The 26,799-nt window shown below is 42.9% G+C and carries 30 protein-coding genes and 4 tRNA genes; 24 read left to right on the forward strand and 10 right to left on the reverse strand.

Translation table 11 applies throughout. From position 1 onward, the window contains the following. The first annotated feature begins 54 nt into the window (after positions 1–54). From pyrF to BK120_RS14310, 8 genes are all read left to right on the forward strand, one after another. The gene (pyrF, locus tag BK120_RS14275) at positions 55–792 is read left to right on the forward strand and encodes an orotidine-5'-phosphate decarboxylase (protein ID WP_076268187.1); all 738 of its coding nucleotides are present in this window, start codon (positions 55–57) and stop codon (positions 790–792) included. Beyond that, entirely contained in the window at positions 785–1,432 is a 648-nt protein-coding gene (pyrE, locus tag BK120_RS14280; RefSeq protein WP_076268188.1) for an orotate phosphoribosyltransferase, read from the forward strand. Before pyrF ends, pyrE begins: the two co-directional genes overlap by 8 nt. A 175-nt stretch (positions 1,433–1,607) precedes the next feature. Continuing rightward, a complete protein-coding gene (locus BK120_RS14285) occupies positions 1,608–3,335 on the forward strand; it encodes a methyl-accepting chemotaxis protein (protein ID WP_076268189.1) in 1,728 nt (575 codons plus the stop codon). A 177-nt stretch (positions 3,336–3,512) separates the two neighbouring features. Then, positions 3,513–4,244, forward strand: a complete 732-nt coding sequence (locus tag BK120_RS14290; RefSeq protein ID WP_076268190.1) for an ABC transporter ATP-binding protein — start codon at positions 3,513–3,515, stop codon at positions 4,242–4,244. Further along, positions 4,216–5,277, forward strand: coding sequence for an efflux RND transporter periplasmic adaptor subunit (locus BK120_RS14295; RefSeq protein ID WP_305953887.1), 1,062 nt, complete (start codon positions 4,216–4,218; stop codon positions 5,275–5,277). The genes BK120_RS14290 and BK120_RS14295 overlap by 29 nt, the downstream gene beginning before the upstream one ends. Positions 5,278–5,280: 3 nt before the next feature. Next, positions 5,281–8,211 carry an ABC transporter permease gene (locus tag BK120_RS14300; RefSeq protein ID WP_076268192.1) on the forward strand — a complete coding sequence of 977 codons (2,931 nt, stop codon included), beginning with the start codon at positions 5,281–5,283 and terminating at the stop codon, positions 8,209–8,211. 8 nt (positions 8,212–8,219) lie between these two features. Continuing rightward, a complete protein-coding gene (locus tag BK120_RS14305; protein ID WP_076268354.1) occupies positions 8,220–9,110 on the forward strand; it encodes an ABC transporter ATP-binding protein in 891 nt (296 codons plus the stop codon). Positions 9,111–9,116: 6 nt separating this feature from the next. Then, a complete protein-coding gene (locus tag BK120_RS14310) occupies positions 9,117–10,622 on the forward strand; it encodes an ABC transporter substrate-binding protein (protein WP_076268193.1) in 1,506 nt (501 codons plus the stop codon). Between the two features lie 67 nt (positions 10,623–10,689). Here BK120_RS14310 and BK120_RS14315 read toward each other — a convergent pair whose 3' ends face one another. After that, positions 10,690–11,202 (reverse strand): 2'-5' RNA ligase family protein, encoded by a 513-nt coding sequence (locus BK120_RS14315; protein ID WP_076268194.1) that lies wholly within the window; start codon positions 11,200–11,202, stop codon positions 10,690–10,692. A gap of 141 nt (positions 11,203–11,343) precedes the next feature. Between BK120_RS14315 and BK120_RS35270 the strand changes: the two genes are divergently transcribed. The 4 genes from BK120_RS35270 to BK120_RS14330 all read left to right on the forward strand — a co-directional run bounded on the left by BK120_RS35270 (position 11,344) and on the right by BK120_RS14330 (position 11,915). Then, positions 11,344–11,508, forward strand: a complete 165-nt coding sequence (locus BK120_RS35270) for a hypothetical protein (protein ID WP_162839330.1) — start codon at positions 11,344–11,346, stop codon at positions 11,506–11,508. A 109-nt stretch (positions 11,509–11,617) separates the two neighbouring features. Further along, positions 11,618–11,694, forward strand: a tRNA-Met gene (locus BK120_RS14320). Positions 11,695–11,731: 37 nt separating this feature from the next. Beyond that, positions 11,732–11,808, forward strand: a tRNA-Ile gene (locus tag BK120_RS14325). 21 nt (positions 11,809–11,829) lie between these two features. Continuing rightward, positions 11,830–11,915 (forward strand) — tRNA-Leu (locus BK120_RS14330). A 206-nt stretch (positions 11,916–12,121) separates the two neighbouring features. Here the strand turns inward: BK120_RS14330 and BK120_RS14335 are convergent. Then, positions 12,122–12,637 (reverse strand): RNase H family protein, encoded by a 516-nt coding sequence (locus BK120_RS14335; RefSeq protein ID WP_076268195.1) that lies wholly within the window; start codon positions 12,635–12,637, stop codon positions 12,122–12,124. Between the two features lie 220 nt (positions 12,638–12,857). On the opposite strand from BK120_RS14335, the gene BK120_RS14340 reads away from it, so the two are divergent. The 3 genes from BK120_RS14340 (at position 12,858) to BK120_RS14350 (ending at position 14,653) form a co-directional block, all read left to right on the forward strand. After that, positions 12,858–13,253, forward strand: coding sequence for an RDD family protein (locus tag BK120_RS14340; protein WP_076268196.1), 396 nt, complete (start codon positions 12,858–12,860; stop codon positions 13,251–13,253). Between the two features lie 170 nt (positions 13,254–13,423). Next, on the forward strand, positions 13,424–13,909 hold the full coding sequence (locus BK120_RS14345; RefSeq protein WP_076268197.1) for a hypothetical protein: 486 nt from the start codon (positions 13,424–13,426) through the stop codon (positions 13,907–13,909). 51 nt (positions 13,910–13,960) lie between these two features. Further along, the gene (locus BK120_RS14350) at positions 13,961–14,653 is read left to right on the forward strand and encodes a uracil-DNA glycosylase (protein WP_076268355.1); all 693 of its coding nucleotides are present in this window, start codon (positions 13,961–13,963) and stop codon (positions 14,651–14,653) included. Between the two features lie 58 nt (positions 14,654–14,711). Here BK120_RS14350 and BK120_RS14355 read toward each other — a convergent pair whose 3' ends face one another. Beyond that, positions 14,712–15,674, reverse strand: coding sequence for an S-layer homology domain-containing protein (locus tag BK120_RS14355; protein ID WP_076268198.1), 963 nt, complete (start codon positions 15,672–15,674; stop codon positions 14,712–14,714). Between the two features lie 200 nt (positions 15,675–15,874). On the opposite strand from BK120_RS14355, the gene BK120_RS14360 reads away from it, so the two are divergent. Continuing rightward, positions 15,875–15,947: transfer RNA gene (locus BK120_RS14360), tRNA-Val, on the forward strand. Between the two features lie 695 nt (positions 15,948–16,642). Then, positions 16,643–17,185 (forward strand): NAD(P)H-dependent oxidoreductase, encoded by a 543-nt coding sequence (locus BK120_RS14365; protein WP_076268199.1) that lies wholly within the window; start codon positions 16,643–16,645, stop codon positions 17,183–17,185. A gap of 62 nt (positions 17,186–17,247) precedes the next feature. On the opposite strand, the gene BK120_RS14370 is transcribed toward BK120_RS14365, so the two are convergent. Continuing rightward, the gene (locus tag BK120_RS14370) at positions 17,248–17,622 is read right to left on the reverse strand and encodes a winged helix-turn-helix transcriptional regulator (protein ID WP_076268200.1); all 375 of its coding nucleotides are present in this window, start codon (positions 17,620–17,622) and stop codon (positions 17,248–17,250) included. A gap of 375 nt (positions 17,623–17,997) precedes the next feature. Between BK120_RS14370 and BK120_RS14375 the strand changes: the two genes are divergently transcribed. Next, complete coding sequence (locus BK120_RS14375) at positions 17,998–18,597, forward strand: DUF4352 domain-containing protein (RefSeq protein WP_076268201.1); 600 nt, start codon at positions 17,998–18,000, stop codon at positions 18,595–18,597. A 361-nt stretch (positions 18,598–18,958) separates the two neighbouring features. On the opposite strand, the gene BK120_RS34580 is transcribed toward BK120_RS14375, so the two are convergent. Both BK120_RS34580 and BK120_RS14385 read right to left on the reverse strand, forming a co-directional pair. Further along, the gene (locus tag BK120_RS34580; protein ID WP_083681967.1) at positions 18,959–19,129 is read right to left on the reverse strand and encodes an aspartyl-phosphate phosphatase Spo0E family protein; all 171 of its coding nucleotides are present in this window, start codon (positions 19,127–19,129) and stop codon (positions 18,959–18,961) included. 213 nt (positions 19,130–19,342) lie between these two features. Further along, positions 19,343–19,516: a YjfB family protein gene (locus BK120_RS14385; protein ID WP_076268202.1), complete on the reverse strand. Its 174-nt coding sequence runs from the start codon at positions 19,514–19,516 to the stop codon at positions 19,343–19,345. Positions 19,517–19,706: 190 nt separating this feature from the next. On the opposite strand from BK120_RS14385, the gene BK120_RS35275 reads away from it, so the two are divergent. Together BK120_RS35275 and BK120_RS14390 are read left to right on the forward strand one after the other, a co-directional pair. After that, the gene (locus BK120_RS35275; RefSeq protein ID WP_179089803.1) at positions 19,707–19,874 is read left to right on the forward strand and encodes a hypothetical protein; all 168 of its coding nucleotides are present in this window, start codon (positions 19,707–19,709) and stop codon (positions 19,872–19,874) included. 137 nt (positions 19,875–20,011) lie between these two features. Further along, a complete protein-coding gene (locus BK120_RS14390) occupies positions 20,012–20,263 on the forward strand; it encodes a DUF3892 domain-containing protein (protein WP_076268203.1) in 252 nt (83 codons plus the stop codon). A gap of 65 nt (positions 20,264–20,328) precedes the next feature. Here the strand turns inward: BK120_RS14390 and BK120_RS14395 are convergent, their stop codons facing one another. Next, positions 20,329–21,057 (reverse strand): MBL fold metallo-hydrolase, encoded by a 729-nt coding sequence (locus BK120_RS14395; protein ID WP_076268204.1) that lies wholly within the window; start codon positions 21,055–21,057, stop codon positions 20,329–20,331. Between the two features lie 132 nt (positions 21,058–21,189). Here BK120_RS14395 and BK120_RS14400 point away from each other — a divergent pair, with 132 nt between their 5' ends. From BK120_RS14400 to BK120_RS14410, 3 genes are all read left to right on the forward strand, one after another. Beyond that, a complete protein-coding gene (locus BK120_RS14400; protein WP_076268205.1) occupies positions 21,190–21,393 on the forward strand; it encodes a hypothetical protein in 204 nt (67 codons plus the stop codon). A 169-nt stretch (positions 21,394–21,562) separates the two neighbouring features. Then, positions 21,563–22,126 (forward strand): stalk domain-containing protein, encoded by a 564-nt coding sequence (locus BK120_RS14405; protein WP_076268206.1) that lies wholly within the window; start codon positions 21,563–21,565, stop codon positions 22,124–22,126. Positions 22,127–22,246: 120 nt separating this feature from the next. Next, complete coding sequence (locus BK120_RS14410) at positions 22,247–22,555, forward strand: DUF1292 domain-containing protein (protein ID WP_076268207.1); 309 nt, start codon at positions 22,247–22,249, stop codon at positions 22,553–22,555. Between the two features lie 78 nt (positions 22,556–22,633). Here BK120_RS14410 and BK120_RS14415 read toward each other — a convergent pair whose 3' ends face one another. Next, entirely contained in the window at positions 22,634–23,050 is a 417-nt protein-coding gene (locus tag BK120_RS14415) for a DUF1885 family protein (RefSeq protein ID WP_076268208.1), read from the reverse strand. Between the two features lie 132 nt (positions 23,051–23,182). After that, positions 23,183–24,652, reverse strand: coding sequence for an aminotransferase class I/II-fold pyridoxal phosphate-dependent enzyme (locus BK120_RS14420; protein WP_076268209.1), 1,470 nt, complete (start codon positions 24,650–24,652; stop codon positions 23,183–23,185). Between the two features lie 175 nt (positions 24,653–24,827). Here BK120_RS14420 and BK120_RS14425 point away from each other — a divergent pair, with 175 nt between their 5' ends. Further along, positions 24,828–26,021 carry an MFS transporter gene (locus BK120_RS14425; RefSeq protein ID WP_076268210.1) on the forward strand — a complete coding sequence of 398 codons (1,194 nt, stop codon included), beginning with the start codon at positions 24,828–24,830 and terminating at the stop codon, positions 26,019–26,021. 60 nt (positions 26,022–26,081) lie between these two features. Here BK120_RS14425 and BK120_RS14430 read toward each other — a convergent pair whose 3' ends face one another. Then, positions 26,082–26,744: a TetR/AcrR family transcriptional regulator gene (locus BK120_RS14430; RefSeq protein WP_076268211.1), complete on the reverse strand. Its 663-nt coding sequence runs from the start codon at positions 26,742–26,744 to the stop codon at positions 26,082–26,084. Positions 26,745–26,799: the final 55 nt, after the last annotated feature.

Genomic DNA, 26,799 nt, shown 5'->3' on the forward strand with positions numbered 1-26,799 from the left:
GCAAACGTATGGCCGTTTATTTTGCAAATGAACAGAGAAATGGAGCGATTTCGGATGAAATTGACTAAAGAGCAAGCAGCAGGACGGATTATGGTAGCCCTTGATTATCCAGATGCAGCAGCGGCTGAACGTTTAATTGCCGAACTGCAAGGCATTCCCTGTTTTATGAAGGTGGGCATGCAGTTGTTTTATGCTGCTGGTCCTTCTTTCGTGCAAAGCTTGAAAGAGCGTGGTTACTACGTATTTCTTGATGTGAAAATGCATGATATTCCGAACACTGTCAAAGGCGGCTCTAATAGCGTAACGAAATTGGGAGTTGACATGTTTAACGTCCATGCAGCAGGGGGCAGTGATATGATGGAGGCTGCGCTTGAGGGCGTAGATATTGCATTAACAGGCAGCAGCCTTCGTAAGCCAACGGTAATCGCGGTAACTCAATTGACAAGTACGAGCCAGTCGATGCTCAATGAGCAGATCGGTATTAGCGGAACCGTAGAAGCGGCAGTGCTTCGTTATGCAGAGCTTACCAAAAAAGCGGGTTTGGACGGTGTTGTCGCATCACCTTCCGAGGTTGAGGCTATTAAGTCGCTATGCGGCAGCTCTTTCAAAACCGTAACGCCAGGCATTCGTCCCATTGGAGCGGATGTTAATGATCAATCACGCATCATGACGCCAAGTGAGGCGCTGCGCAAAGGAACGGATTATATGGTTATCGGTCGCCCGATTACAGCGGCACCAAATCCGCGTGCAGCATTAGAATCTATTATTGAGGAGCTGATTTCCTATGAGTAAAATTACTTTATCTGAATTGCCAAATCAAATTGCTAAAAGCCTGCTAGAAATCGAAGCCGTAGCACTTCGCCCTAATGAGCCATTCACATGGACATCAGGCATTAAATCACCAATCTATTGTGATAACCGCCTTACGATGACATACCCAGCGATTCGCGATCTTGTTGCAGAAGGTTTCGCAACGATCATTCGTGAGCGTTATCCTGATGCTGAGGTTATTGCGGGCACTTCAACTGCCGGTATTCCACATGCAGCTTGGGTAGCACAGAAGCTTAATCTGCCGATGGCTTATATTCGCGATAAAGCGAAAGGTCATGGCAAGCAGAATCAAATCGAGGGCCGTGTTCTACCTGGTCAAAAGGTCGTTGTGATCGAGGATTTGATATCGACAGGCGGAAGCTCGCTTAAAGCTGGTCTTGCAGTTAGAGAAGCAGGCGCAGAAGTATTGGCGGTGCTTGCTATATTCACTTACGAATTTGATTCAGCGATTCAAGCCTTTGCATCAGAGCAAATGCCTCTTGTTACATTGTCTAGCTATAGCGCACTTATTCAAACGGCTGTAGAGCTTGGAAAAGTTGCTCCTGAAGATGTAGCTGCTTTGCAAGCTTGGAGACAAGATCCTCAATCGTTTGGAAAATAATTACTGAAATAAAAAAAGCGTGCTCTTTTCCATGAGAGCTCGCTTTTTTTGTGACAAAATTGTTCATAATTCGACACTAAAAATTAATTTTTTTTGAAAGGGACTCTTCTAAATAGCTATTTGTCTCCGATAAATAATTATAGAGTATAGTCATGAATTGAGGGGCGGGGTTTTAATGAAATTGTCTTTACGTGTTAGGTTAGTCTTTTTGTCTTTGGTTCCACTTATGTTTTATGCATTTACTGGGCTTTATTTGCTCAATGAGCAGTGGCGCGTGTTGAATGACATGACAGATCGTATTTATGAAACTTCTAATCAAGTAGACACATTAGTATTAAACGCGGATAGGGATATGTATCAGGCCTATCAAGCTTACTTGAGAGTGGAATCCGGTACTTTGGATCAAGTAAATGCAGACGCTGCTCGAGCGGAGTTAGCCGAAAATATAAAACAAGTTGAAGACCGGGTAGGAGAAGCACAAGCCATTCTTTATGAGAAAGGACTTCAGAACTTAGCTGAAGGGGAATCTGAGCGCACCATAAACCAAATTTTAATTGAGTTTAAGGCTAACTTTAATTTCTGGTCAGCTGCAGCGGTAAAAGCAGCAGCGGATGGAAAAAACAATTTTCAAAATAAACAGATCGATAATAGCTTCTTAACAAGCCGTACAGGGATTGATGAAATCGGTCAAAATATTAAAATCTATGCACAATCCACGATTACTGATATTACAAATGAGCTTAGAAAAACGCAGCTTACTCTCTTAATCTGCATCATTGTGGTTACATTAGTTATTTTAATTGCTATGTACTTTACAGTGCGTCATATCATGAAGACAATCAAGAGTGTTGTATTTAAGACACAGCGAGTAGCAGAAGGGGATTTAACGGTTCTTCCGGATCAGAAATACAGCAAGGATGAGCTTGGCCGTATTTCGCAATCGGTGGATCATATGATTGAAGCTACTAAGCAGCTGATTAGCGGTATTGCTAGTAATGCAGTTGAAGTGACCAAATCAACTGATCAGTTAACGACTGCATCTAAGGAATCTGCAGATGCAGCAGAGCATGTCGCTCAAAATATTCAGGAAGTAGCCAATGGCTCAGAAGTACAAGCAAGAGGTGCGGAAGAAACATCTAGAGCGATCGAAGAGATGACGATAGGCATTCAACGAATCGCAGAAAACACAGCCTCGATTGCCGATAAATCATCATCAACCTCTAAGCAGGCTGAACTTGGTCATGAAGCGCTGCTCCGGTTAATTGATCAAATGAGCGAGGTAACCTCAGTAACTGGCAAACTATCGAATACAATTGAAACGCTTGAGCATCGTTCCAAGGAGATAGGTGCAATTGCCGAGAATATAACGAGCTTTTCAAATCAAACGAATATTTTGTCGCTGAACGCATCAATTGAAGCAGCCCGTGCAGGCGAACACGGCAGAGGTTTTGCGGTCGTTGCAGGAGAGATTCGAAAGTTGGCAGCGGGATCCCTTGCATCTGCTGACGGAATACATCAACTCGTAGACATTACCCGAAGTGAAATCGCAGGAGCTTCAGCTTACATGTCGCAAACGGTTCTAGAGATGGAGCGAGGCAGCGCGCGGGTAGGCGAGGTTCGTCAGAACTTGGATGTCATCGTTGCTTCTATTACACAGATGAGTGAGCAGATTCATGAAAATTCTGCAATTACTCAGCAAATGTCAGCCAGCTCGGAGCAGGTAAGCGCCTCAATGCAGCAAACGGCTGCTACAGCTGCCGTTAATCTGGAGAAGACAGAAAATGTTGCTGCCGCAACGGAAGAGCAGCTCGCTTTGATGGATAACATTTCTTCAGCAGCTGTTCATTTAGAGGAAATTGTACGCGATTTGGACCTTGCTATTTCTCATTTCAAGGTGAAGTAAGATAATGTAAAAGCTGTTTTTTATGCGGAGTTTAAGCCTTCGCTAAAAGCAGCTTTTTTTGTTCGAAAAAGGTTTTAAAAAGTTGTTTAAATTTGACGTAACTTTTTGAGCATGTCCTACGTCTATCATGTAAGATGAGAATTATGAAAGTTGGTTGAGGAGGGATCGGAAGCGCTAATGGCCATTCCGCAGGAAGAAGAACAGAAGGTAGAGGAGCAGGTTGAAACGACTGAGGAAAGACGCGATCTGCTTAAAGTTATTGATGTAGAGCGAACGTTCCAAGTTGGAGGAACTCCGCTGCCTGTACTGAAGGGCATCAATATGGAGCTTAAGGAGCGTCAATTAGTCATGCTCAGAGGCAGATCAGGCTCTGGCAAGACGACGCTGCTGAATTGCTTGGGCGGTCTCGATACGCCAAGCAAAGGAGAGATTTTGTTTAACGGTTTGAAGTTTCACAGCATGAGCGATGACCAACGCACTTTAGTTAGGCGAAAGCACATGGGCTTTATATTTCAAGCCTTCGCACTTATGCCGCTATTGTCCGCGCGTGAGAATGTGGAGCTGTCTCTTCGGATGGCTGGTGTACCGCGAGCGGAATGGAAGGATAGAGTTACGCAATGTCTTGAACTGGTTGGTTTGGAGCGCCGAATGAATCATCGTCCCTTCGAGCTTTCCGGCGGTGAGCAGCAACGGGTTGCAATTGCTAAGGCGATCGCCCATAAGCCAATGCTGCTGCTTGCTGATGAACCGACGGCAGAGCTTGATACTGGCATGTCAGCTCAAATTATGGCGGTTTTCCAAAATATTATTCGCACTGAACAAGTTTCTATTTGTATGACTACACATGATCCTACGATTTTGGAGGTTGCTGACATTGTCTATGAAATGGTGGACGGAAAATTTATTTAAGCGTTCAATGGTTGTTGTATTAAGTGCTTCTTTGGTGCTTTCAAGCGGGTGCTCCTTGCTTCCCGCAGAAGATGAAGAAGAGGTTATACCTGAGATTGCCCCTGCACAAATATCCAAGAAGCCCGAGTATGAGGTAACGACGACGACATTAGAAACGTCGATACCGCTGATCGGCAAGCTTATCTCTTTGGAAGAAGAGACGATGTTTTTCACATTGGACGGCAAGAATTTGAAAGAGTTGAATGTGAAAGTAGGAACAACTGTAAAAGCCGGTCAAGTAATTGGTCAGCTGGACGTTGATGTACTGGTCAAAAGCTTGCGGCAAGAACGGCTTTCATTTAGGAAAATCGAAAATGAGATGAAAGACACGCTTCGCCAGCGTGATGAAATGGATCCGATTGAATTTGAAGGTAAGCTGATTGCTTTTGAAGAACAGAAGCAGAAGCTAGTCGATATGGAAGAGGAAATCGGGAAAGCGACATTAAAGGCTCCATTTGCCGGAACGATTGTTTCTCTTAACGTGCAGAAGGGCGATTTGATTAAAGCCTATGCTCCAATTGCCATTGTAGCTGATACGAGCAAGATTACAGCTGCAGCCAAAATTTCTAAGTCAGAGCTAGAAAAACTAGGCGTTGGCATGGAAGTAACGGCTGATATTACGAGCGTTGGTAAATTTAAAGGCAAGATCAAGCAGCTCCCTTACAAAACGGAGGAACAGAACAACGGCGGCGGCGGTGGTTCTGGAGTAGAGAAACCGGAAAAACCCGAAGACTTCTTAATCGTTGATCTTAAGGATTTGCCTAAAAACTTGAACCGCGGAATGCCGCTTTCGATTAAAGTCATTACGAAGCGCACTGAAAATGCTATTGTTATTCCTCCTTCTACGCTTCGTTCTATTGGATCTCGTACGTACGTGCAGGTCATTGAAGGCGAAGTTAAGCGCGAAGTTGACGTAGAGGTCGGCCAACAAACCTCGACGAATATCGAGATCCTCAAAGGGTTGAAACCGGGGCAGAAAGTTGTAGGTCGATAGCCAATGGGAATTCCGCTGTTTCGTTTTTTGTTCCGCAAAATGTGGAACACGCGCTGGCTAACCTTAAGCACGCTGGCTGGGCTAACTCTGGCGGTTGCATTTGCAACGAGTATCCCTATGTATGCAGATGGCGCACTCAAGAGAGTAGTAGCCGAATCACTGCAGCAGAAGAGTACCGGATTACCTGCGGGCTCGCTTCTCATGAGATATCAATCACCTGCTGGCGGGAAAACGGATTTAGCAGCGCTGTCGGAGCTTGAAAAGTATATTAAAGATGGAATACCGAAAGAAATTGGATTTCCATTTGGTACGTATGTAAACAGCTATTCGATTCGCGGTGCAGAGGTCGTTCCTGAGGATTCTAGCAAAGTAGACGCAGGACGCAACCGTCAACTGACGATTATGAATCTGTCAGAACTTGAAAAAAATACAGAGCTGACCCAAGGTAAATGGTTTTCAAATACCGAAGGGGATGGAGACATACTCGAAGCAGTCATGTTCGAGGAAGCAATGTATAGAAATGATGTACATATCGGCGATGTTTTTGAATATCCGATATACGGTGGACTGGATCTGACATTGCGAGTGAAAATTGTCGGAGCAGTCAAACCGCTTACTGATACGAGTTCATACTGGTATCAAGGGATGGAAAGCTTGCTGAACACGTTCCAAATAAGCAAAGCAGCATTCGAAAAGACGCTGTTAGCGAATAAAAAAATACCGCTGCATAATGCAAGCTGGTACTACGCATTTGATTTATCAGAAGTAAAAACGAGTCAATTAACACCGTTAAGCAAGACGCTTGAACGCTTGAATATTGAGCTGTATCAGCGCCTTAAGGACACAAGAGTAGAAATTTCTTTTGCATCCACGCTTACCGAATTTAAGAAACAAAGCCTGCAGCTGCAAACATTGCTGTTTACGCTAGCTGCTCCTATGCTTGCGATGGTGTTTTTCTTCATTGCCATGAATGCAAGGCAGTCACTGGATAAGCAGCGAAGCGACATTGCAGTGCTTCGAAGCAGGGGGGCCGGCACACGGCAAATCATTTGGATTTATTTGCTCGAAGGACTACTGCTTGGCGGTATCGCGCTTGGAAGCGGTCCGTTTATCGGTTGGTTCATGGCGAAGAGTATCGGATCAGCCAATGGCTTCCTCTCTTTCGTTAATCGGAAGTCCATACCGGTAGGCTTCTCTACGGAGGCCATTATTGCGGGTGGAGCTGCAGTCTTTCTAGCGCTTATGGCGACCATTATTCCGGCTGTTATTTATGCAAGATCTTCAATCGTAAGTTATAAGCAGGATCTGGCGCGTTCTGATCGCAAGCCAGTTTGGCAGCGTTGGTATCTTGATGTCTTGTTAATTGCCACTGCTGGTTATGGCTGGTATATGTTCAATGAGCGCCAAATGTTGACGTTCAAAACAGGCATGACAACGGATCAATTGAACGTACAGCCATTTTTATTTTTTGTTCCTGCCTTATCAATCTTTGCATTTGGGTTGTTTTTCTTAAGATTATTCCCATGGCTATTGAAGGTGTTTACATGGCTAGGACGCAAATTTTTACCGGTTCCGCTTTATTTGACGCTGACTCAGCTTTCACGTTCATCCAAGGGATATTACCCATTGATGATTCTATTGGTGCTGACGCTGGGGCTTGGTGTTTATAACGCATCGGCAGCTAGAACGATTGATTTGAACTCCACGGAACGTACGCTGTATAAATACGGAGCAGACGTAACCATTCAAACGGTTTGGGAAGGGTCTCCGGAAATTACTACAACGCCTGGCAACAACGGCGGAAATGGTGGTAATGGCGGCAGTGGAGGCAATGGCGGCGGTTCTGGTGGCGGTGGAAACGGCGGAAATGGTGGAGGAGGCAACGGCGGTGGTTCAGGCGGCGGAGGCGGTGGCGGTCAAACCATACCTTCAAAGATGTTGTTCAGTGAACCTCCATTTGAGCTTTTCCGTTCCCTTGATGGCGTAGAAGCGGCTGCTCGTGTACTACAGACGAAGGGCAGCGTGGTCATTTCAGGCAAATCGATTGGTCAAGGAACCGTAATGGGTATTGATAATGTCGACTTTGCTAAGGTCGGCTGGTTCCGTAATGATTTGTATCCTGTTCATCCGAATTATTATTTAAATAACTTGGGTAAATATGAGCATGCGGCGCTTATTCCTTCGAAAGTAGCAGAGAAATATCAATTAAAAATCGGAGATCCAGTGTCAGTTGGATTCGCCGAAGGTAAAGTGGATTTTATGGTCGTTGGCATTTTGCCTTATTGGCCTAGCCAATATCCAGATAAATCACCGTTTATTATCACGAATTTAGATTATATTTATGACCAGCTTCCGCTCATTCCTTATGAGGTTTGGCTGAAGATGAAGCCTGATGCTAAAGTAGCTCCGATCGTTGAAGCACTGCAAAAGGCTGGAGTGGAGATAGCAGCTATTAAAGATGTAAGAAGCGAGCTAATCATTCAATCGAAGCTTCCAACTAGGGGCGGCGTATTCGGAATATTGAGCTTAGGTTTCCTTGTTTCGGTCATCATCACATTAGCTGGCTACGTCCTATTCTGGTTCTTCAATCTCTCAGGGCGTGTTGTCCAATTCGGGGTATTGCGGGCAATGGGATTATCGCGAAGACAGCTTACGGGGATGCTGCTTCTGGAGCAGTTATTTACAGCAGGACTTGCGATTGGACTTGGCGTGTTAATTGGTAAAGGTGTGAGCTTGCTCTTCCTGCCATTCTTGCAAACGACAGAAAACGTTGCAGAAACAGTACCGCCTTTCCGAGTCATATTCGAGTCTAGCGATACGAACCAATTGTTCATAGTTGTCGGATTTATGATGCTGACCGGCGCATTGCTGCTCTTCCTGCACATACGCAGGCTCAGAGTGCATCAAGCGGTCAAGATGGGAGAAGAACGATGACAACAGCGATGATCGATTGCGAAGGTCTAGTGAAAATTTACAAGACAGACGATCTAGAGGTCGTTGCCCTGCAAGGCTTGAACCTAAAAGTAAACGAAGGCGAGCTAATGGCTATCATCGGCAACAGCGGCAGCGGGAAATCGACGCTTCTGAATACGCTGGGCGGTCTTGACCGCCCTTCAGCCGGCCAGGTGCATGTAGGTCCTTGGGATCTTCTGAAGATTTCTGAAGAGGATCTAGTGAAATACAAGCGGGAGACGGTAGGATTTATTTGGCAAAATAATGCCAGAAACCTGCTGCCTTATCTGACTGCCCTCGAAAATGTAGAAATGCCGATGATGCTCTCGGGAAAAGTTGATCGCGCGTATGCGAAGCAGCTGCTTGAATGGGTTGGCTTGAAGGAGCGAATGCATAACAAGCTCCATCAATTATCAGGCGGTGAGCAGCAAAGGGTTGCCATTGCCATTTCATTGTCGAATCGCCCGAAGCTTCTGCTTGCGGATGAGCCGACAGGTTCGGTTGATACGGCTACCTCCGATTTGATAATGGGTATTTTCCGCAGGTTGAATCGCGAAATCGGTATTACCATCGTCATTGTAACGCATGACTTGACGCTTGCAGGCAAGGTAGACCGAGTGGTTGCCATTCGCGATGGCTTGACGAGCACCGAGTTTATTAAACGCAATCCGAATATTAATCTTGATGGAGGTGAGGCAGAGCTTCCAGCTGTTAGCAGCGGACTGCAGTCTGTGCATGAAGCCTATGTCGTGGTAGATCGCGTTGGACGTTTACAAGTGCCTAAGGAATATTTATCTGCTCTTAATATTAAAGACAAAGCAACGATGGAATTTGACGGCGAGCGGATTATTATTACTCCGCCTAAATCACTAGGGGGTTAAAACCAAATGAATAATAAAAGATTGTCAGGCAAGCGAATTCGCAAATTTACTTTAGTATCGTTAACACTTACCTTGCTTATTGGCCTGCTTGCAGCGTGCAGCAGCGGCTCAGACAGCTCAACAGAAAAACGGGTTTTACGTATTGGCGTGCTTTATGGCGGTGCGGATAATGAGCCGTATTTCCGTCAGCAATACACGGATATGTATGAAATGTCTCATCCTAACATTGAGTTTCAAATCGTAGGCGCAATCAACTATGATGATCAACGCTTTGAACAGCAAGATCCTGCAAAGCCAACAAAGCAGCCAGATCCGTATGAAAAAATGAAAGAAATGCTAACTGGATCAAATCCAGTCGATGTTGTTGTTCTGGATTACAATATGCTTCGTCGGATGACACAAGACAACTTGCTGCAACCGCTGGATCCGCTAGTAGCACAAGATAAATTCGACTTGTCGGATTATGTTCCAACTGTTGTTGAAGGCATAAAAGCTGCTGGTGACGGCGGATTGTATGCATTGACGCCAACGTTCAACTCTTCTGCACTTTACTACAACAAAAAAATGTTTACTGATGCTGGTGTAACTCCTCCAACTAACAAAATGGAGTGGACTGAAGTTCTTAACCTGGCACGTCAAGTGGCTAAAGGTGAAGGCGTGGACCGTAAATTTGGATTCTCCTTCAATCGCTGGTCCAATGACGGCTTTAGCAATGCGCAGTCTTATAGCCAAGCATTGCAGCTAAAAATGTGGGATGACAAAGGCGAGAAAATGCTCGTCAATAGCGATCAGTGGGAAAATGTATGGAGCACTGTTGCATCGCTGTATCAAGAAGAAGTGATTCCTACACAAGAATTTATGAATAAAATGTATGAGAAGCAAAACGCTGAAGGCGGCAATGACCCATTCTATGGTGATTTGTTCATCAAAGGCAAAATTGCGATGACGATCGGTGATTATGGTTATATTAATGAGCTTAAGAGAGCTTCGGACAACGCTTCGAAAATTAAAGATTTTGAAGCTGTTGATTGGGACGTTGTGACAGTTCCCGTTTCGCCAAGCGATCCAGAAGTGGGCAGCAGTATTTCATTGAGCCAGTTGATGGGTATTAACAACAAAGCTCAAAACGATAAAGACGCTTGGGATTTCATCAAGTTCTCCAACAGCAAGGAATGGGCTAAGCTGAAATCGAGAAGTCTATATGAAATGGTTGCACGTAAGGAATTTTTGACGCCAATCGGCGGTTTGCAATACAATATTGACGCATTTACTTCACTTAAACCAATGCCAGCTGTAGATAATGACAAAATCTTCCGTGAGAAACCAGGCGTATGGGAAGCTCAACAACCTGGCTATGAATTGTTCCAGGCCGTAATCGAGAAGAAAAAATCTGCTCGTGAAGCGCTAGCTGAGTGGGAAACACGCGGAAATGCGGTTTTGGAAAAAATTAAAAACAATCCAACTGGAGAAGGCAACGGCGGCGGAGTCGAAATTATGCCGATGCCAAGATAATTTGAAATAAAAAAGAAGCCCGTAATCGACCTCTGCGTCGTTTGCGGGCTTTTTCCTTAATATTTGTCTAACCTCGTAATAGAAAGGACTGGTAAGCGGTCCAAGAGCCGTTCTCGGTCTGATACATCAGATGTATGCGATCAATTCTCGAAGTAAGATCAATGGACTGCATGCGCAGATTTCCGAATAAATCATGCAGCTCATCAGCTGAGATTTCTTGCCCTATCGTGACATGTGGCGTGTAAACATATTTGGGCTCGACAATGGCCAGCGGACCGCTGCATACGCTCTCCTGGAGCTTCTGCATGGAAACGGTGTCTTCAAGCGCTAAATAGAGCACATGACTTACAGGAAAAAAAGTAGATACACGGTTCAAATGGATAGAGAAAGCAGGTAGCTTAGATGTTGTTTGCTCTAAATGAGCGACTGCAAGCTGCAATTCATCGTCTGACCAATCTTCTGCGTATCGTACTGTCAAATGAGCAGGTACAGCTGTGTAATGCGGATCATGGCGTCTTCGCCAGCTATTAGCGAAGTCCTGTACATGCTTTTCGGGGAAAACAACAATTCCATATAACATGGTCTTCAGCTCCTTCGAAATGACCTATTTTGAGTATACCCCATTTGCATGTATGATCCCAATTTTGGGGTATTCTAATGTATACAGCCTTTATTGGAGTGATAAGCATCAGCTACTCCAATAAGATAGCGGAGGGATGACATGAGATGGGTATATTGGGTTCGCCTATATGAAACCAAATTTCAAGCGGGTTGTTTGGTTAGGAGAATGGAGAATGACGGTTGGATGTACGGCTATGAAACTCCGCATGAGGTAGAGGTATTTCGATCCCGAAAAGGGCGATACGGCGTGAGGTTTATACCATAAAAAATAAAAAGAAAATAAATTAGAATATTTTGCTTGACTTAAAACACACCTATATAGTATATTATTTTATGTCGCCAATTCAACTGGCTTTGCTCAAATGGATATACGTCGCGGGGTGGAGCAGCCCGGTAGCTCGTCGGGCTCATAACCCGAAGGCCGCAGGTTCAAATCCTGCCCCCGCAACCAACCTTTCGATGAATACGTTGAAATATACGTTTTTCGAGGGCCCTTAGCTCAGTTGGTTAGAGCGGTCGGCTCATAACCGATTGGTCGGGGGTTCGAGTCCCTCAGGGCCCACCATAAGCAAAACCTTTACAACATGCCGGGGTGGCGGAACTGGCAGACGCACAGGACTTAAAATCCTGCGATGGGTGACCATCGTACGGGTTCGATTCCCGTCCTCGGCATACCTCGAAGACATTGACGAGTCAATGATTTTCACGAAGTACATAAGATGTACGCACGATAAAAGAACCTCTTTTCTAGAATCTGACTTGTCAGTTCTGAGCAAAGGAGGTTTTTTTATTGCTTTTTACTAAATTGCTAGTGAATTAATTGATCATGTAAATATCTAATAGTGTTAAGCAAATTAGAGGCAAGCAGCAATAATATTTTAATTAATAGCAGCTCGTCTCGCAGCATTATGGGCTAACCTATGGAGTGTATTGTTTTTCTTGTGCTTGCTTATGTATTTTATTTGTATGTGAACGTTGGGATACATATTATTTAAATGATGTAGAACTGCCAATATTTCATCTCTAGCTTCTTTATAATGTGAATGAGAAAAATAATCTTTTGATAAAATGTTTGCGATTTGACTGCAATCAGTATAGATAATAGCGAATTTCGGCTCATACTCCGTCAGCGCACTTGCAAGTATTTCAAGACTGTAATGAACAGCAAGCAATTCACCGTAATTGGAACCTTCAATATGTTCCATCAGAATTTTTTTGGCAGTAATGCGTATCGTTCTATTGAAGACAAAGCAACAAGCTGCTCCATAATTATTTTGCGCAACGAAACCGGAGTAATCACAATACAAACAAATCATACTCTTGTTCACAATGTTTTGTCTTAAACGGGGATTGGCATATGCTCTTTTTATTAGTAATTCTGTTGTAATATCCACAAAATCTATCCTCCAGATTGTATTCCTTCTTTTATTATTTTAATCATCGTCAAAAAAGAGATGGGTTAGACTTCAAATGGGATAGCTTCGAAATATTTTTTACTTTAAGGATTGGCGAATGGATTAAGGTATACATCGGAGCTGATAAGCGTAAGTTTTAATAGGAATGTGTCTGAATAAGGGAGTAACATTAATGATGTAATAATGGAGGGGACTCGGCATGAACGCAGGTTTTTGGATTCGATTAGGAGCTTCGTTGCTGGATGGCATTATTATTGGCATTCCATTAGCCATTATTTCATTAATATTTACAGGAGGAAATGAAGGTAGAGATTATTTTACAGATGCGGTCTCATTCCTATACTCGTTACTGGTTCCTGTATTTTGGAGCGGCTATACCATTGGGAAAAGGATATGCGGCGTACAGATTAGAAAGCTGGATGGCTCACCTCCAGGAATAGGCACCATGTTATTGCGTAATGTTGTCGGTGGACTCGTTTATGGATTAACATTAGGTATTGCTGTGATCGTCAGCGCCTTTATGGTCGGTTTGCGCGAGGACAAAAGAGCGATTCATGATTTTATAGCAGGAACAGAAGTGGTGCATTCTGATTAAGCGGTATTATGAGCTCGTTGCGATATTATGCAGCGGGCTTTTTTTATTAAACTTTTGGCATTTGCCACGATATTTAATGAGGGAACTTTTTTGCTTTCTCTATTTTGAATGAAGTAAACTAAGAGTTGTATTGAAATACATGAGCGATAAGGGAAGTAGGTGGATGATTGATGCAGCACAAGAACGAGGAGACTTCACTTAAGCTAAGCGCACGTCGGCTCTATGCGGAGATATTCTCTTTAAAGGACACGCTTTACAATGATCTTCTACATCGGTTTAAGGATGATGTATCACTCACAGAAAAAGCGGAGCAGTGGAAAACCGGCATAATGGCAGCTGCGATCTCTACAGCGCTCTACAGCTCTTCTCTGGGCGGAAATAAGGAGTTTCCTTATGTCTATTCCTATTTGAAAATAAAGCTTAAAACGTATCATTCTGAAGGGGAAGCGGCGATAGAGGACTGTATGTCTGTCATTTCAGGCCTATTAAATGAAGCTGATTACAAGCCTGATTCATTTTCCGAAGGAATCGCTTTATGGCTTTATTTTAGTATTCAAGGAAAAGAGTCGTTTGTAGAAGAAGAGACGGTTCCATATTTGCTTACTGGACAATATATTAATCAAGTTTTTTATAATTGGTTCGATAAGCAGAGCTAATAAAGGCTGCTTATTCAAAAACGATTGCGTTTGAAGGGGATATTAATGATTATGAATACGTTAGCAAATGATTGGGCGCAGAAATTGCAGAGTGAGCTTGAAGCGCCTTATATGCAAGAGCTTTTTGCCATATTGGCAGAAAAATATAAAACGACCACGGTTTATCCGGAAGCAGAAAATATATACAATGCACTTCATCATACATCCTATGAGCAGACGAAAGTGGTCATTTTAGGACAAGACCCCTATCATGGACCAAAGCAGGCGCATGGGCTTAGCTTCTCCGTGCAGCCAGGATTAAAGGTACCTCCTTCACTTAAAAACATTTACAAAGAGCTGGAGTCGGATGTAGGGGCCACTGTGCCTGACCATGGAAGCTTGCTTTCATGGGCTAAGCAAGGAGTGCTGCTTCTAAATACAGTGCTTACGGTAGAGGACGGCAATCCTAATTCCCATCAAGGGATAGGGTGGGAGCAATTTACCGATCAAATTATTGCTGCTCTAAACGATAGGGATAAGCCAGTGGTATTTATACTTTGGGGCAAGAATGCAGAAGCGAAAGCGAAGCATATTAATGGGGACAAGCATCATTTAATTATTTCACCGCATCCAAGCCCATTTGCAGCGCGCAAAGGTTTTTTTGGAAGCAAACCATTCTCCAGGACAAATCGTTTCCTAGAATCGATTGGAAGCGAGCCGATTGACTGGTCGATTCCGATGCTGAATGAGCTTGAAAGCAAATAAAAAAAAGACTTCTCAACTGTCTGATGGTTATAAGACAGGTAGAGAAGTCTTTCTTGTTTTAATTGATGATGATCGCTTTGCCTGTTGACGATTCACTCGATCCCATAGATTGCGAGGATTGGGTGAGTACTGGCTTTAGCTTAGCATCAATATAAGTGGAGGCGGATACATCTGTAATAACTTGAGGATACATTTTATCAGGATCAGGCATGACCAATTCTACATTGATGAAAGCTTGATCACCTTCGAAAGCAATAGAGGTAATACGGAAACCATAACCGGGATGTCCTACTTGTGTGCTTACGGTTACTTTATTGATTTGCGGGTTTACCGCCTCAATGGAAAGCTTCAGGTCGAGGCTCGGTTGCTCAGGCTTAGTTGGAATCGGAGCCGTCTCCTTTACAAATGTAATGGCGTCATATAGCCAGCCTGCTGCTTCACCGCGGAAAATAGCTTTTTTAGGATAAAACTTGTTCGCACTATCCAATGTGACGATTTTGCTTATGAGCAGCTTTTGAATGCTGTCCATGTAGGTTTTGTTCACATCAGCCGCATCTTCCAACTGCATGAAAATTTCAATAAAGGCGTAATCGCCTTTCGTCATCATAGCTTTAAACAAATGATGAGCAAATTGCTCGCGGGTCATGATGTCGTTAGCTTTGACCGATTTTGGAATTTCTAGACCATTAATACTCGCGATGATAAAAGCTTGCGAATACCAAGCGTTATCTTTTATGTTTGTAAAATAGTCGCTTGCTTTAGGTTCTTTAATGAAGCGGATATGGTTGATATTAATATCTAGCCCTTTAACGATCAAAGAAACGCCTTCGGCATAAGTGAGCTTGCCTTTAGGATTAAACTTGTCATGTTTATCTCCGCTTATTATGCCCATCTTCTTAAGCTCGTTAATTTTATGCTCGTTTACGTCATTTTTAACGTCCTTGAATGCCCATACGGATTGTCCAAGAGTGAAGAGCATCATTGCAACCAGTGTCATTGTCAGTATCAATCGTCTTTTCATACGGTCACCTCTTCTTTTATTTGCTGCAGCACTTACTTGACGTCGTTAAAAGACAAATTGTTGCAATTATTATACAATCATTATGACCGATTCCACTTTTGTGGAGACATCTTGATAAGAGTGGAGAGTCAGAAAAATCTGTAAAGAAATATGTTGACTTGGCGTCTTGCAGCTGATATATTATTAATTGTCGCTAACATGATCTGGTAGCTCAGCTGGGAGAGCACTATCTTGACAGGGTAGGGGTCACAGGTTCGAACCCTGTTCAGATCATACAAACAAAAAACCCGCAAACCCTTATGATACATGGGATTGCGGGTTTTTACTTTCTCGAATAACTCAATCATCATCACGTGGTTTTGACTGTGATACGAATTTGATATTCAAGAACTCCAAATAAGAGGCTGACCGACACGAATACCAAACATCGGATTTCTGCTTATTCTTGTTAAGCTGAATCAGACTTCTTTGATGAGAGGTGATTCCAATGAATCAACAAAATCCAATATATATTCTCATACAAGTTATACTCCCGCTGGCTTTGGTCTTTCTATTCATCTACATCTACACCAATAGGATGACCAAAACGACACATTTTGCTTGTCCTTTGTGTCGCAGTCGTTTTAAATTATCAAAAGTAGGCTTTGCATCGGCACTAAAGACGGGAGTATTTAACGAGCGAATCGTAACTTGTCCTGTTTGCGGCTATAAAGGCAGGATGCCCATTTTAAAGGATTAGGAGTTTTAACTTGGAATAAGAACAGGGTAGGGGTCTCAGGTTCGAACCCATTTAGATCACCATAACTTAAACTTCGGAAGCCTTGATAATCAAGGCTTTTTTTGTTTAATGATCGCTACAATACTTACTTTATGGTAAGTAGGTGAACTAAAAGTGCATACTTCCGCAATGCGGCGATGCAATCTATACTCAAGTTCAGAAACAAATACCGCTCAAGGAGGGCAATACATTGAAAACACTCGTTATTATTACACATCCAAACATGGAAGCATCCATCGTCAATAAACGCTGGGCGGATGAGCTTCGTAAATATCCCGACAAATATACGGTTCACGATTTGCACAGAGCCTATCCCGATGGAAAAATCGACGTGGAAAAGGAACAACAGTTGATTGAAGCGCATAGCCATTTAGTTTTGCAGTTCCCTGTTTACTGGTTCAGTTCTCCACCGCTGCTTAAACAATGGCTTGATGAGGTGCTGACTTACGGGTGGGCATACGGGTCAAAGGGCGATAAATTAAGAAATCGAAAAACCGCTCTAGCTGTAACCGCTGGTGGAAGGGAAAAAGACTTTACCGAGGAAGGGAAACTCCGTTACGGACTTGACCAACTCCTATCTCCCTTTGACACGACATTTTTATATTGCGGCGCCGATTATCGTTCCTTCTATGCCTTCTATGGCGCAGAATACGAGACCGAAGGAGATCCAGATTACTTAAGGAAATTAGATATTAGCGCGCAGGGTTATGTTGATTTTATTGATCGTCTTTAATTAGTGGTGAAAAGAAAAGCAGCATTTCCATCCATGGAAATGCTGCTTTTCTTCTTGAGTGTTTATATCGAAAGCGGAATTGTTGCCGCCTGCGCGGCTGGTATACCGTTTTTTTCTCCCCATTGGCACATGATATCCAGTACCGGAATTATCGTTTGCCCCAACTCGGTCAAGGAATACTCAACTTTGGGAGGGATTTGTGGGAATTCCTCGCGGCTGACAATGCCGTCTGTCTCCAACTCTTTTAACATCACGCTTAATGTTTTAAAGGATATAGTGCCGATTCTCCGTTGCAGCTCATTGAACCGCATGACCTTGTTTTCGGAGAGCCAGTACAATATGGTCATTTTATATTTGCCGCCAATAACAGACAATGTGTAGCCGAAGCCAGTGTCTTTGGGTTGAATGCCAGATGGTATACAGTTTTCAACCTGCATGGGCTGTTATCCTCCTTTTGAAATATTCGACGAAAAAGGCAGGTGCTGCCGTGTCTCTATGCTAAGAATTCGCTTTCTCTGTAATTGACAATTCACTGAAAAATCAACCTGGGAGCTATAGACTTACTATACCATTTCGAAATGATTAGTTCAAAACACTCAGGCAGTAAAAAGGTGCTTGATATAGCAAATGAGAAACTTCATGTACTACCATCTCATAGATATTAAATAGAGCTAATATTAAAAGTATTTTTTAGCAATCTATTATAAGTATCAATTATTTGAAAAAGAATTGACGTTGTATGACAAATTTTTCTAAGACAACCCTTAGAATCTGTGGTAATATGTAGAAAATTGTTGAAAGGGGAAAAATTGATGAAAAAAGTTCAAATCTTTACATTACTCGTACTCCTATTGCTAGTTTTATCAGCATGCGGGGGATCAGAAACCAATAATGCAGCCAAATCTTCGAATAACAATCAAGCAAGCACGGTGGATGGCAAGGAGACTGAGGCTACTGAAACACCCAAAGAAACGGAAACTCCGCCTACGGAGGAGCCGAAAGAAGCATCCTTCAAGCCAGGTGATAAATTCAAATTAGGCACTTGGGAAATTACCCTTGAATCATTTGAGTTTAATCAAAAAGTGAGTAGTGATATGTTTTCCTCAAGCGCTGATGAAGGCAATAAATTTATTGTATTAAATTATAATGTTACCAATAATGGCAAAGAGGCAAATGATTTTACTGCAATGATAAATGGTATTCGAATGAAAGCTATCTTTAAAGGCGAGTATGAATATGATTACACAGTAACTATGATCGATGGAGACTTGAGTCAAAATAGTATTAAACCATTAGCGAGCAAAAAAGGTTTTGTTGTAATCGAAGTTCCAGACTCGGTTGCTAGTTCCAATGAAAGTCTTGTAATTAAGCTTGAAGATGATGGGGAAAAAGCTCAAATCGTTTTAAAATAGTAGAAACAAGCACCCATTATTATGGGTGTTTTTTTATCCTGAAAACACTAACTTTAATCGCGGCAGTTGATTGTTCCATTCTTTTAAGAGAGAGCTGCGCCGAACATGGCAAGGTAAAGTAGTTAATTAGAGGAAGCAGGCGGGAAAATCAAAACAGGGAGGTCGAATAGCGTCGTGGCAGTTAGGATCGTGAGCCTTATGAGGTGAAGAGGAGAATGCTGCAAAATCTTGATAAGGTAGGTGCACGTTCAGAACCCTTGCATAGCAAGGGTCCCTTTTATTTTATCTCCACAATCAAACCTCCAAAACGTAATTTCATATTCGTTCATGCCATATAAGAAAACCTCTTCATACGAAAGGGCTAATTTGAATGATTGGCTAAACATCCGGAATATTGATTTAAGAGATAATCCAGTTCTTGGCTAATTTTGAGAACAGCTTGATCTGTAAAATTATTGCACGCGCCAAATATCTCGACCATTTCAGCTCGTAATTCTTCAATTCTTTGTTGATAAAAGCAGATGTTCATCATAATCCCTCCAACTTTTCATTTGTTAAATTAAGGATAAACGAAGGTTGTTAGAATTTTTTAACAATGAGATTAGGATAATGTTAGTTTTCTGAACAATCTCAAAGAAGTAGGCCTTCGTATTAGATTAACTAAACATATCCGTTTCATTTGAAACAGTTTCAAGATGGAAAACCCCCAGTAGCGATTCATGCCTTTGGGGGTTCAGGGTTCAGTTTAAACTTGTATATCGATGCTTTGGCCTAAATGAGGTTGTGCTTGTTTCATCATTTGAACCATATCCTGCGCTTGCTGCGTAGCTTGTTCCTTAGCTAAAGACATGACTCGGATGCTCGCTGCAAGTGCTAAGCTGTTCTGATTCATCGCAATTGATGCTGCTGCTATATCCATAATACACCTCCTTATACCATTATCGGCAAAAACGATCAACTTCTTTACAATAAATCGTTGCTCGCTGGAACTGCTCTGATATGCTGCTTAAAGCTATTTCATGCGACCTAATTGTGGATTTAATTTAAACAATACTAAAGGCACGATTAACAGCATACGATGATAGAAAGCGCGCAGGAGGCGGTTGCTGTTGGCAGCAGAGTATGCCTATTTAGCCATTTGGCTATTGGGGATGTTTGGAATTATCGGCATTGTTATTGGTTCTGTAGCAAATTTCGCAATACATGATTCCTTGTCGCATGACGAGCAGTTTGTTTGGAGAAGGAAACTTCCAGCTGACGCGATCAAAAGAAAATAAAAACAAAAATCCAGCGTTCGCTCCTCATGCGATAGCGCTGGATTTTTTTTGTAAGGTGATGGTGCATAATTATTGCACACGCAAGGCATGATATAAATTGGCTGTACATTCTTATAAGTTGAGAGGGGCTAACAAAGATGAGTCACGAGGTTGGCGGACAAGATACTAGGGAGCAAATTGTTGCCGTACAAAAGGATGGAGACGGTGATCTTACCGCATTCAAAACGAATAGCGGCCGAGTGCTTGACTATGCAACGGCACTTCAAGAGGTACAAGCAGGTCATATTGCAGGGGTAAATGCCTTTAAAGGAAAAGATGGCGACATCTATATTCGAGGCGACGCAGATGGAGATCCAACAAACAATTTGGATCAGCTTCCAATGTTCTAAATGAAATGTTAACAACATTAATAAAAAGGCGCCGCATTTCTTAGATGTCGGCGCCTTTTTTGTATTTAGTTGATCTCATAGCTTTCATGCTGCCTAACGATTCGCATATGGCCGGTTAGACCTTCATATTGCTCTATGGTGTCCCCGTAATGCATAAGCCATATTTTACTTTGAATAGATTCAGGAAGGCTTAGAAGCTCCTCCAGGCTTGCGTGAACAACAGCTGGCGCTTCAAGTTGGCAATCATGGTAAATAGTCGTTACGCCTTCATCAACTAATTGCTGAAGCAGCTCTGGATCAAATCGCATGTCGGCAGAGTAGAAGAAGCTGTTGTTAAAAATAAAGGAATAGCTTGGCTTATTAGGAATATGCTTCGTTTGCAACAGCTTAACAGTCAAACCAGGATGAATCTCAAATTCGTTATTTGGCTGAATCGGATGGACCTCGAAAAAATCCTCAAGCTTGGTTAAAGGATCCTGCGTTAAACCTCCGCGAAGCGTTTGCTCCCAGAGCGGTTCAACTAACGACTCTGCTATGTATAGGACAGGTTTTCGATTATATTTAAACATCATTTGAAAAGCGTATTCTTCTAATCCACCTACATGGTCTCCATGAATGTGACTAATGAGAACAGCATCCAGGTCAGAGAAGGCAATTCCTTGTTGATGTAAAGCCTTCGGTAAAGTGATTCCGCAGTCTACGAGCAATCGGAAGCCATTCACCTCAATAATAGCGTTATTATTATCGTATTTTTTGGCAAAGGCACTGCCTGTCCCAATCATTTTTATTTTCATGAATCACACCTCCTCAGCTTTCTATATTGTTTAATGTACCAAATTTAAAATATATCTGACAAATAAAGATGCACATTCGCCCCTGTCTACATACAATGCTAAAGCGATACGTACAGTGGAGGCGAACAAGTGATGAGCAAAGGAAAAGGCAAAGTTGTAAAGAAGAAACAGCCGGCAAGCGATCGGAAACAGTATAATTATAAACTTGTACTTTCGGATACCTGTGCAGTATGTAAAACACCGTGTACAAGAGGGATGGCATACCTTGCAAGAATGAAAAACCCTGGCACAGTAGGCAAAGGTGTTCCTTGCATTTTAACAAGAACGTATGGGTAATTATTATTTCCACTTTTATATTTCCCAGGCAAGCGCAGGTTTCAACAGCATTTGACAATAATGGTTAAGTTGTAGTATGGGATTAAAAATGTTTCATAAATCGCGCAACTTTGCGCGGGTTGACGAGTATAACCTTTCATCCAGGCTATCGGATGGAGGGCTTACAACTATGAAAATCAGAAAAATCGTTATTCTGCTTCTGCTGCTATCTCTTTGGGGTGGATCGATGATGTTCGCAGACTCGGCTATACAGAAGGTTCGCGTTCTCATTAACGGAGATGATCAGGATGACGGTGGAATAATGACCGATGGCAAAACTTATTTGCCGCTTCGTCAATTAGCCACATCTATGCAGGCCATTGTGGAATGGGACAATCAAACGAAAAAAGCGACCGTTTATAAGCCTAACGTGCATATGTTTCTGTTCCAAAATAATGCGGTATTCGGAAACGTAGCAAAAGGCTATCAAGCGAAGTTTAAAGTGTTTGCCCAAATCGATAATTTGATGACGGATATTGTAGCCGTCAAGGTTTCCATTTTCGATCCGAATGGTAAAGAGAAAGTGATTCAAACGGAAAGTGTCAAAACATCAAAAGATAATTTCTGGTTCGCTACAGAAGATATCTCATATAAATTCGAATCTAGCGGGAAATATCCGATTCGTTTTTACCTTAAGCTTAAGGGCTCAGATGAGTGGACTGTTGTTTCAGAAAAACTAATTTCTTCTTTGTAGTAATCAAATGGTCTACCTAAGGCGCTCCTTTTCTTCATAGGGGCGTCTTCGTTTGACCGTTGATAGAGTGTCATGTTAATATACGATAGTCTGTAAACATTATTGAAATGGGGTAATAACATGAGCGAACATCAGCATGGCGATGATTGCGGCTGTGGTGAAGACCACGAGCATGAAGAGCATGTCTTTATCGTGACTGACGACGAGGGCCAGGAACGTGAAATGGTCATGGTTTATACGTTTGAATCCGAAAGCCAAGTTTACGCTGTATTGCTGGATCGCAACGATCCAGAAGCAGACGGCGTTATCTTCCGTATTGAAGAAGAAAACGATGAGTCCTTCCTAGTAGGCATCGAAGATGATGCGGAATGGGATCGCGTAACAGCGATTTACGAAGAAATTGCTCGTACGGAAAGCGAAGAGAACTAGTTCTCTTAAGCTTTATACGATCAAGTACTAAAAAAACGATCTGCGAGTTTCGCTTGCGGATCGTTTTTTTTTATTAACTTATTTGCGTGGATTAAAATAAATCGTTCTTCCATTAAACATGGTCAGCTCTGCCTTCAACTGCTTTGCTATATATTTGCATAGTTCATTTGCTTTCGATTTGTCTCCGTGCGTAGCTTCCTCTGGTAACACGACTTGAACGCAAGGGACGTTTTGGCCTGCTGCGCTTGCCGTTTCGCCTGGTCCAAAGATGATGTGCTTATAAAGGTGATTGATACCCTTTAAATAAAACCAACGATCATCATCCTTCGATTCGATCGTATAAGGAAATGCGGCTTCGGCATAGTCCCAATCCAATTGCGAGCCGGTAAGACTTGTTTGTTCCCGGTAACCTATAAGCTCGTTCTTAATTTCTTGCAGCGTCAGTTTCTCCACGGATGATCCTTGCACAAATTTGATATAAGCGCTTTGACTCATCGCATCTCACCTCTGCCAACATCATAGCATGCTCGAAATAGGTTGACAATAAGTGGTATTCCGTAAAAATAATTAGTAAAAAACCGACCTCAGGATTTCTATAAGATTCCTGTAGATCGGTTTTATTTTTTATTATGAAATGGCTGTTTCTTCAACGATTACTTTAACGAATTCGATGCTGCGATCTTCCGGCCCTTTGACAGGCAATCCGACTTGGACATGATCCACGATATAATCGATATTTTTTTGGGTAATGACTTCGCCTGGCAGCAGAATCGGGATGCCTGGCGGGTATACATAAATGAATTCAGCAATGATTCGGCCAGCTGACTCTTTGAACGGAAGAACTTCTGTCTCACCATAAAAAGCATCACGAGGCGTTAAGGACAGCTGTGGAATATCTGGAATTTTGACGACTAATTCACGTGCTTCAGCGCCTTCATGAAAATGTTCAGACAATCCGCGCAGGGCAGTTAACAATTTAGACACGGAATCAGAGGTATCACCAGGCGTAACTAAGCAAAGAATGTTATACATATCGCTCATTTCAATTTCCACATTATAGTTGTCGCGCAGCCAGTTCTCCGTTTCATATCCAGTGATGCCAAGGTGGCGAACATGAACGGAAACTTTAGTTGGATCGAAATCATAAGTAGCCTCATCGCCGAGAATTTCTTCTCCGAAGCAATATAGACCTGGGATTTCATTGATTTGTTTGCGTGCGGTTTGAGCAAGCTCAATCGCGCGCTCAGCGATAGCATGTCCGTTCAAAGCAAGGTTGCGTCTAGACGTATCAAGCGAGCCTAACAAAATATACGAAGTCGACGTTGTGGTAAGCATGCTGATAACGGTTTGAATACGGTGCGGGTTAACTCTTCCTTTGCGCACATTAAGAACCGAGCTTTGCGTCATAGAACCGCCGAGCTTATGAACACTTGTCGCAGCCATATCCGCGCCTGCTTGCATCGCTGACATTGGCAGCTTCTCATGGAAATGAATGAGTACGCCATGTGCTTCATCCACAAGTACAGGGATATCAAAGCTATGAACGAGATCAACGATCTCCTTAAGATTGGCGCAAATACCGAAATAGGTAGGGTTGATGACAAGCACGGCCTTGGCATCCGGATGGCGCTCAAGCGCTTTACGGACGGAGCGGGTCGTTATGCCATGATCAATACCTAGCGTATTGTCACGGGCTGGCGAGATGAATACTGGTCTGGCACCTGCAAAAATAATAGCGGCCATAATGGATTTGTGAACATTACGAGGCACGATAATTTTGTCCCCCGGGGCACATACGGTCAAAATCATCGTCATAATTGCGCCGCTTGTTCCTTGTACAGAGAAATAAGTATAGTCTGCTCCGAAAGCGTCAGCAGCTAGCTTCTGCGCTTCCTCAATAACGCCGGTTGGCTGATGCAGGTCATCAAGCGGTGCTATATTGATTAAATCGATCGACAACGCGTTATCGCCGATAAATTCGCGAAATTCGGAATCGCTGCCTAATCCCTTTTTATGTCCGGGAATATGAAACTGAACGGGATCCTGCTCCGCATGCTTACGAAGCGCGGTGAAGAGCGGGGTTAAATTGTGATCCATCGCTTTCATCCCTGCCTTTCTTTAAAGTTTACAAACAAAGTTGAGTATAGCAAATACAGGGGGGAATGCAAGCTTCATTTTTGAGATAGGTGCATCATTTTCAATTTGTTCTTCAATTGTTCATACATGTGTGATAAATGGATATGGTAACATAGGTTGGTGGAGGGGTTGTATTATGAAAGATAAACGAATGCTAATTGTAATGGCTACTTTAATGACAACATTTATAGGGTTCGGCATTATCATCCCGGTTATGCCAGAAATTATTCAAGCCGCAGATCCGAGCAAAGCGGAACTCCATACAGGTTGGATGCTTGCTGTTTATTCTGCTGTTTCCTTTTTCTTATCACCATTTTGGGGAAGCTTGTCCGACCGTATCGGCAGACGGCCAATTATTTTAATAGGGATTCTTGGTTTTGCCGCAAGTTTTTTGTTATTTGGTTTATCGTCAGGAAACTTAACGCTCATGTACCTCTCAAGGGTGCTGGGTGGCTTGTTCTCGGGGGCAGTCGCTTCCGTTATTGTAGCGTATGTCGCTGATATTACATCGCCTGAGGAAAGAACGAAGGGGATGGGACTCGTTGGGATGTCCATCGGTCTAGGCTTTACGATCGGACCTGGCGTTGGCGGTTTGTTAAGCGTGATCTCACTGGAAACGCCATTTTATGCAGCATCAGCGCTAGCACTGTTAACGTTCATCTTGGCTGCATCAAAGCTTAAGGAATCACTAACGCCTGAGCAGCGGAGCAGCCAATCAGAGAAGCGTGTATCACGCTGGGCTGCATTTACAGGACCGCTTAAATATTTGTATGTGTTAGCCTTTTTTGTAACATTCACTCTCGCTGGAATGGAAGCGACCCTGCAGTTTTTTGGCATGCGGCGTTTTGATGTGACTCCATTTCAGGTCGGAATCTTATTTTTTGTTTGCGGCTTTGTGGGAGCACTCGTACAAGGCGGAGTTGTGCGACGGAGAATTAAGACAGGCGAGGAGCCGAAATATATTGCGATCGGACTTGTCATCTCGGCACTTGGGTTTTTTATGCTTCTAGGCGCACATTCCCTTTGGTGGGCTACGTTGTCACTTGCTGTATTCGGAATCGGCAATGCCTTAATTAGGCCATGTGTCACCTCGCTCATCACTCAGAAAACGACTGTTGGCAAAGGGGTAGCATCCGGTCTAAGCTCTTCGATGGACAGCTTGGGGCGTATTGCCGGCCCGCTGCTCGGTTCATTTTTCTTCACGATAGAAATGGGACTGCCATACTTGCTCGGCGGCATACTATGTCTAGCTGCTCTGCTGCTATTGTTTCGTTTTCGTCAAATGGATAAAAATGGAATTTCCGAAAAAGAAGTTAATGCTGCAAAATAAAATGAAAACAAGCCGGTTCCTCATCTTGCGATGGGCGACCGGCTTGTTTTCTTTTGGAGCTTAAGGGGCAAGCCCTTTTATAATAAAAGTAATAGTCGCCTCTTTCTCTATATCATCATCCCAGTGAATGCCATCTGTTTTTCCGATGAACGTACGACTAAGGACATAACCAATTAAGGACGAGGCGATTAATCGAATGACAGTAAGGGGTGCCCAATTAACGATTACGCCTTGCTGCTGAAATTGCGTAATACTAATACTGAATTTTTGTACCACTTTTGAGAGGATGAGTTTCTGGAATTGATCGAGCAGTTCGGGATGAAAGGGAATTTCTTGAACAAAAATTTTCAACACCTGAATATGACGCTCAACAAATGTAATGCGATTTTCTATAATTGCGCGCAGCATAAGGTCAAATGTATCAAAACGGCTCTCGAGAACCTTATAGAAATCGCGAAGTACAAATGGAGCGATTAACTTTGCCATAACAGGCGCTACAATCGAGAAAAGCAAATCTTTTTTGGTTTTATAATGACGAAAAATCGTTCCTTCTGCCACACCGGCTCGCTGGGCGATTTCACTTGTAGAAGAGGCGGCAAAGCCCTTCTCGGCAAATATTTCGGAGGCGGCCTGCACGATTTTCAATTGTTTTTCCGTCATTTTTTCTTCTTCATTATCTAGTTGCAATAGCTTCTGCAGCCATTGATCCACCGGTTCTGACATGCAAGACACTCCTTCGCGTTAACCCATTCCTTTGATTATACCAGTTGTTCTATTG

The organism is Paenibacillus sp. FSL A5-0031 (genome assembly GCF_001956295.1).
Lineage (GTDB): Bacteria > Bacillota > Bacilli > Paenibacillales > Paenibacillaceae > Pristimantibacillus.

Coding starts and splice junctions, on each gene's coding strand:
- BK120_RS14340 (WP_076268196.1), top strand. CDS start 12,858: ATGAACGCAGGTTTTTGGATTCGATTAGGAGCTTCGTTGCTGGATGGC.
- BK120_RS14305 (WP_076268354.1), top strand. CDS start 8,220: ATGATCGATTGCGAAGGTCTAGTGAAAATTTACAAGACAGACGATCTA.
- BK120_RS14290 (WP_076268190.1), top strand. CDS start 3,513: ATGGCCATTCCGCAGGAAGAAGAACAGAAGGTAGAGGAGCAGGTTGAA.
- BK120_RS14370 (WP_076268200.1), bottom strand. CDS start 17,622: ATGCAGGTTGAAAACTGTATACCATCTGGCATTCAACCCAAAGACACT.
- BK120_RS14315 (WP_076268194.1), bottom strand. CDS start 11,202: ATGTTATATGGAATTGTTGTTTTCCCCGAAAAGCATGTACAGGACTTC.
- BK120_RS14285 (WP_076268189.1), top strand. CDS start 1,608: ATGAAATTGTCTTTACGTGTTAGGTTAGTCTTTTTGTCTTTGGTTCCA.
- BK120_RS14310 (WP_076268193.1), top strand. CDS start 9,117: ATGAATAATAAAAGATTGTCAGGCAAGCGAATTCGCAAATTTACTTTA.
- BK120_RS14430 (WP_076268211.1), bottom strand. CDS start 26,744: ATGTCAGAACCGGTGGATCAATGGCTGCAGAAGCTATTGCAACTAGAT.
- BK120_RS14300 (WP_076268192.1), top strand. CDS start 5,281: ATGGGAATTCCGCTGTTTCGTTTTTTGTTCCGCAAAATGTGGAACACG.
- BK120_RS14400 (WP_076268205.1), top strand. CDS start 21,190: ATGAGCAAAGGAAAAGGCAAAGTTGTAAAGAAGAAACAGCCGGCAAGC.
- BK120_RS14395 (WP_076268204.1), bottom strand. CDS start 21,057: ATGAAAATAAAAATGATTGGGACAGGCAGTGCCTTTGCCAAAAAATAC.
- BK120_RS14410 (WP_076268207.1), top strand. CDS start 22,247: ATGAGCGAACATCAGCATGGCGATGATTGCGGCTGTGGTGAAGACCAC.
- BK120_RS34580 (WP_083681967.1), bottom strand. CDS start 19,129: ATGATGAACATCTGCTTTTATCAACAAAGAATTGAAGAATTACGAGCT.
- BK120_RS14385 (WP_076268202.1), bottom strand. CDS start 19,516: ATGGATATAGCAGCAGCATCAATTGCGATGAATCAGAACAGCTTAGCA.
- BK120_RS35270 (WP_162839330.1), top strand. CDS start 11,344: ATGAGATGGGTATATTGGGTTCGCCTATATGAAACCAAATTTCAAGCG.
- BK120_RS14345 (WP_076268197.1), top strand. CDS start 13,424: ATGCAGCACAAGAACGAGGAGACTTCACTTAAGCTAAGCGCACGTCGG.
- pyrF (WP_076268187.1), top strand. CDS start 55: ATGAAATTGACTAAAGAGCAAGCAGCAGGACGGATTATGGTAGCCCTT.
- BK120_RS14355 (WP_076268198.1), bottom strand. CDS start 15,674: ATGAAAAGACGATTGATACTGACAATGACACTGGTTGCAATGATGCTC.
- BK120_RS14295 (WP_305953887.1), top strand. CDS start 4,216: ATGAAATGGTGGACGGAAAATTTATTTAAGCGTTCAATGGTTGTTGTA.
- BK120_RS14425 (WP_076268210.1), top strand. CDS start 24,828: ATGAAAGATAAACGAATGCTAATTGTAATGGCTACTTTAATGACAACA.
- BK120_RS14405 (WP_076268206.1), top strand. CDS start 21,563: ATGAAAATCAGAAAAATCGTTATTCTGCTTCTGCTGCTATCTCTTTGG.
- BK120_RS14350 (WP_076268355.1), top strand. CDS start 13,961: ATGAATACGTTAGCAAATGATTGGGCGCAGAAATTGCAGAGTGAGCTT.
- BK120_RS14415 (WP_076268208.1), bottom strand. CDS start 23,050: ATGAGTCAAAGCGCTTATATCAAATTTGTGCAAGGATCATCCGTGGAG.
- BK120_RS14420 (WP_076268209.1), bottom strand. CDS start 24,652: ATGGATCACAATTTAACCCCGCTCTTCACCGCGCTTCGTAAGCATGCG.
- pyrE (WP_076268188.1), top strand. CDS start 785: ATGAGTAAAATTACTTTATCTGAATTGCCAAATCAAATTGCTAAAAGC.
- BK120_RS14390 (WP_076268203.1), top strand. CDS start 20,012: ATGAGTCACGAGGTTGGCGGACAAGATACTAGGGAGCAAATTGTTGCC.
- BK120_RS14375 (WP_076268201.1), top strand. CDS start 17,998: ATGAAAAAAGTTCAAATCTTTACATTACTCGTACTCCTATTGCTAGTT.